The 5,638-nt window shown below is 69.3% G+C and carries 1 protein-coding gene; it reads left to right on the forward strand.

From position 1 onward, the window contains the following. On the forward strand, positions 1 to 5,638 hold a 5,638-nt coding region (locus tag ACFY8O_RS34335), incomplete at both ends, for an SDR family NAD(P)-dependent oxidoreductase (RefSeq protein ID WP_387909328.1).

Raw genomic sequence — 5,638 nt, forward strand, 5'->3', positions numbered from 1 at the left:
CGAGGTGGCGGTGCGTGAGGGCCGGCTGTGGGTTCCGCGGCTGGTGCGTTCGGCTGCCGGTGCCGTTCTGGAGTCGGGTGGTGGTTCGTTCGGTGATGGCACGGTGGTGGTGACGGGTGGTACGGGTGGTTTGGGTGCGTTGGTGGCCCGGCATCTGGTGGTGGTGCATGGGGTGCGGGATCTGTTGCTGGTGAGTCGTCGGGGGCTGGGTGCTCCTGGGGCTGGGGATCTGGTTGCGGAGTTGGAGGCTGCGGGTGCGCGGGTGTCGGTGGCGGGGTGTGATGTCGCTGATCGTGGGGCGCTGGCCGGGGTGCTGGATGGTGTTGCGCTGTCGGGTGTGGTGCATGTTGCGGGTGTGCTGGATGACGGTGTGATCGGTGCGATGACTCCGGAGCGTTTGGACGGGGTGTTCGCGCCGAAGGCGGATGCGGCCTGGCATTTGCATGAGCTGACGGCGGGGATGGACCTGTCGGCGTTCGTGATGTTCTCTTCGGCCGGCGGCCTCGTGCTGGCCGCCGGGCAGGCGAACTACGCCGCGGCGAACTCGTTCCTGGACGGCCTGGCGAGCACTCGCCGAGCACAGGGCCTGGCAGGGGTGTCCATGGCGTTCGGTCTCTGGAACGTCGACACGGGGATGAACGACCAGGCCGATGAGGCCGCTGAGCACATGGCCCGCCAAGGCTTCCCCGCCCTCAGCGTGGAGCAGGGGCTGGAACTCTTCGACGCCGGTCTGTCCGCGGACGTTCCGCTCGTGGTGCCGTTGCCCCTGGACCAGACCGTGTTGCGGCGGCGTGGAGAAGGGCTTCCCCCGCTGCTGCGCGGGCTGGTGCGCCTTCCTGTACGGCGTGCGGCCGGTGGGCAGGGTCTGCCGGCCGGCCTGGCTGGGCAACTGTCTGGTCTGCCTCGTGACGAGCGCGCACGGTTGCTCCTGGACGTGGTCCGGGAACAAGTGGCCGGCGTACTCGGGCATGCCGCAGTCGACGCCGTCGAGGCGGACCGCGCCTTCAAGGATCTGGGCTTCGACTCGCTCACCGCCATCGAGCTCCGCAACCGCGTCAACACTGCTACGGGCCTGCGGCTGCCGGCGACCTTGGTCTTCGACTACCCCAGCGCACGGTCGGTGGCGGCCTTCGTCGACACCCAGTTGACCGGGAGCGGCGGTGCGCAGCCGGCGGGCTCCGCGGTCCCGCGCCGGACGGTCCTTGACGACGATCCGATCGTGATCGTCGCGATGGCCTGCCGCTATCCGGGCGGTGTGGAATCGCCCGAGGATCTGTGGGATGTCGTAGCCCAGGGCCGCGACGTGGTGTCGGCCTTCCCCGACAACCGTGGCTGGGACACCGGGCGGCTCTACGATCCCGAGCCCGGGAAGCTCGGGAAGACGTACACCAAGGACGGCGGATTCCTCTACGAAGCAGGGGAGTTCGACCCTGGGTTCTTCGGGATCAGCCCTCGTGAGGCGTACGAGATGGATCCGCAGCAGCGGCTGCTGCTGGAGGTGTCGTGGGAGGCCATCGAGCGGGCCGGAATCGATCCGGGCACCCTCAAGGGATCGCGCACCGGCGTCTTTGCCGGCCTGATGTACCACGACTACGCCGGCGTCAGTGCCGGCGGCAGCCTCGTCTCCGGCCGGATCGCCTACACGCTGGGCCTGGAGGGCCCGGCCGTGACGGTCGACACCGCCTGCTCCTCGTCGTTGGTCGCCCTGCATTCGGCGATCCAGTCCCTGCGGTCCGGCGACTGCGACCTGGCACTCGCCGGCGGCGTCACCGTCATGACCACGCCCCAGATGTTCGTCCACTTCAGTGAGCAGCGTGGGTTGGCGGCGGACGGTCGTGCGAAGTCGTTCGCGGCAGGAGCGGATGGGACGGCGTGGGGTGAGGGCGCCGGGATGCTCCTGGTGGAGCGCCTTTCCGATGCGCGGCGCCTGGGGCATCCGGTGGTCGCGATGGTCCGGGGTTCTGCGCTGAACCAGGACGGGGCGAGCAACGGATTCTCGGCCCCGAACGGCCCGTCGCAGGTCCGCGTCATTCGGCAGGCCCTCGCCAACGCGGGTCTGACCGGCGCCGACGTGGATCTGGTGGAGGCACACGGCACGGGAACGACGCTGGGCGATCCGATCGAGGCGCAGGCGCTGCTTGCGACATACGGTCAGGAGCGGCCCGAAGGTCGACCGCTGTGGCTGAGCTCCATCAAGTCCAACATGGGCCACACCCAGGCCGCCGCCGGCGTGAGCCAGGTGATCAAGGCGGTCCAGGCGATGCGGCACGGTGTGTTGCCGAAGACGTTGCATGTGGATCGTCCGTCGGATCAGGTGGACTGGTCGGCGGGTGCGGTGGAGTTGCTGACGGAGGCGCGGGAGTGGCCGGCGACGGCGGGTCCGCGGCGGGCCGCGGTGTCGTCGTTCGGGATCAGCGGGACGAACGCGCACGTGGTGCTGGAGCAGGTGGTGGAGGAGTCTGCCGCTGCTGAGGGTGCCGGCCCGGTGGATGGTTCGGTGGAGGGTCCGGTGGTGCCGTGGGTGGTGTCGGGCCGGAGCCCGGAGGCGGTGCGTGATCAGGCCGCGCGTCTGCTGGAGCGGGTGACCGGGTCTGAGATACGTCCGGTGGATGTCGGCTTCTCGTTGGTGACGTCGCGTGCGGGGTTCGAGCATCGGGCCGCTGTGGTGGGTGCGACGCGGGAGCAGCTGGTCGAGGGGCTGCGGACGCTCGCTGCGGGTGGCTCGGGCGGTGTTGCCGTGGGTGCTGTGCGTATGGGCAAGTCGGCTTTCCTGTTCACGGGGCAGGGTGCGCAGCGGGTGGGGATGGGGCGTGAGCTGCATGCTGCGTTCCCGGTGTTTGCTGAGGCGTTCGACGCGGTGGTGGCGGAGCTGGACGGTCATCTGCCCACGCCTCTGCGGGATGTGGTGTGGGGCGAGGACGCGTCGGTGTTGGAGCGGACGGAGTTCACGCAGCCGGCGTTGTTCGCTTTTGAGACGGCGTTGTTCCGTCTGCTGGAGTCGTGGGGTGTGCGTCCGGACTTCGTTGCGGGGCATTCGGTGGGTGAGCTGACGGCCGCACACGTCTCGGGTGTGCTGTCGCTGGCGGACGGGGCGCGGCTGGTCGCGGCCAGGGCCCGGTTGATGCAGGCGCTGCCGGAGGGCGGCGCGATGGTCGCCGTCCGGGCGTCGGAGGACGAGGTCCTTCCGTATCTGACGTCGGGTGCGGTGAGTGTCGCGGCGGTGAACGGTCCGGAGGCGGTGGTGATCTCCGGTGCCGAGCACGATGTGCTGGAGGTTGCGGCCCGGTTCGAGGCGGAGGGTCGTAAGACGAGTCGTCTGCGGGTCTCGCACGCGTTCCATTCGCCGCTGATGGAGCCGATGCTCGCCGAGTTCCGTACCGTCGCGGAAGACGTGACGTTCGGCGAGGCGCGTATTCCGGTGGTCTCGAACGTCACCGGTGAGCTGGCGACCTCGGATGATCTGCGGTCGCCCGAGTACTGGGTGCGGCATGTCCGTGAGGCGGTGCGTTTCGGGGACGGGGTGAGTGCGCTCTCCGCTGCCGGTGTCTCGGTGTTCCTGGAGGTGGGTCCCGACGCGGTGCTCACCGCGATGGCGCAGAACAGTGCGGCCGATGCGGTGTTCGTGCCCGGTCTGCGGCGCAACCAGAGCGAGCCTGAGGCGCTGGTCACCGCGCTCGCTCGTCTGCACACGGTGGGGCACGTCCCGGACTGGGCGGCGTTCTACGCGCCGACCGGCGCCCGCCGCGTCGATCTCCCCACCTACGCCTTCCAGCGCGAGAGCTACTGGTCGCTGCCCGAGGTCGTCGGAGGTGATCCGGAATCGCTGGGTCTCGGCGAAGCGGGGCATCCGCTGCTGGGTGCGGCAGTGACACTGCCGGACGGTGGTGTGGTCTTCACCGGTCGTCTCTCTCTCGCCACCCAGCCCTGGCTTGGCGAGCACACCATCCTGGGCAGTGTGCTGGTGCCGAGCAGCAGTTGGGTGGATCTGGCGCTCCGCACGGGCGACGAGGTCGGGTGCGCGCTGCTGGATGAACTGAAGCTCCTGGCCCCGTTGGTCGTTCCCGAGGATGCCGCCGTGCAGTTCCAGGTGGCGGTCGGGGCAGCCGAGGCCCCCACCGGGCGCCGCGGCTTTGCCGTTCACTCCCGTGCGGAGGGCGATCCGGATGCGACGTGGACGGTCCATGCGGAAGGGACGCTGATGCCGCAGGCACCCGCTCCCGACGTCGATCTGGTGGTGTGGCCGCCGGCTGGTGCGGTGTCGGTTCCTGTCGATGTGGCGTATGAGCAGCTGGCGGAGCAGGGGTACGGCTACGGCCCAGGGCTCCAGGGGCTGAGGGCTGTGTGGACCCGCGGCGAGGAGATCTTCGCCGAGGTCGCGCTCCCCGACGAGGCCCGTGACGACGCCGAGCGGACAATGCTGCACCCCGCCCTTCTGGAGGGTGGCCTGCAGGCTGTCCTGCTGGTGGGCGAGGCCGGAATCGGCGGCACGCCGAGGATGCCGTCCGAGTGGAGCAAGGTCGCGTTGTACGCCACGGGCGCGGACGAACTTCGGGTTCGCCTGGCGCGGGGAGACTCCGGCTACGCGATGCAGGTCACCGATGTCGCCGGTTCGCCTGTGTTCTCTGCGGCATCGCTGACCACTCGTCCGCTGGACCTGCAGCAATTGCGGACCAAGGCGTCGACTGCCGATTCCCTGCTGGCGGTTGAGTGGGGTGTGGTGGCTGGGGGTTCGGCTGCTGCGGGTGTGGGTTCGTTTGTGCGGTGGGAGGACGTTGCTGCTGGTGGTGTGGTGGGTGCGGATGCGGTGGTGTTCGCGGTTCCGGAGGCGCCTGGGGCGGATGTGCCGGGGGCGTTGCGGGATGTTGTGGGTGGGGTTCTGGGTGTGGTGCAGGGGTGGTTGGCGGATGAGCGGTTCGCTGATGGCCGGTTGGTGATTGTGACGTGTGGTGCGGTGCCGGTTGATGGCAGCGGGGTGTCTGATCTGGCTGGTGCGGGTGTGTGGGGGTTGGTGCGGGCGGCTGCGGCGGAGAATCCGGGGCGGATCGTTCTGGGTGATGTGGATGGTTCCGCTGGTGCGGTGGAGCTGGTGGTGGGGTGTGGTGAGCCCGAGGTGGCGGTGCGTGAGGGCCGGCTGTGGGTTCCGCGGCTGGTGCGTTCGGCTGCCGGTGCCGTTCTGGAGTCGGGTGGTGGTTCGTTCGGTGCGGGCACGGTGGTGGTGACGGGTGGTACGGGTGGTTTGGGTGCGTTGGTGGCCCGGCATCTGGTGGTGGTGCATGGGGTGCGGGATCTGTTGCTGGTGAGTCGTCGGGGGCTGGGTGCTCCTGGGGCTGGGGATCTGGTTGCGGAGTTGGAGGCGGTTGGGGCTCGGGTGTCGGTGGCGGGGTGTGATGTCGCTGATCGTGGGGCGCTGGCCGGGGTGCTGGATGGTGTTGCGCTGTCGGGTGTGGTGCATGTTGCGGGCGTGTTGGATGACGGTGTGATCGGTGCGATGACTCCGGAGCGTTTGGACGGGGTGTTCGCGCCGAAGGCGGATGCGGCCTGGCATTTGCATGAGCTGACGGCGGGGATGGACCTGTCGGCGTTCGTGATGTTTTCGTCGATTGCCGGGTTGCTGGGTGGTCCGGGGCAGGCGAATTAT

Source organism: Streptomyces argenteolus, assembly GCF_042902585.1.
Lineage (GTDB): Bacteria > Actinomycetota > Actinomycetes > Streptomycetales > Streptomycetaceae > Streptomyces > Streptomyces argenteolus.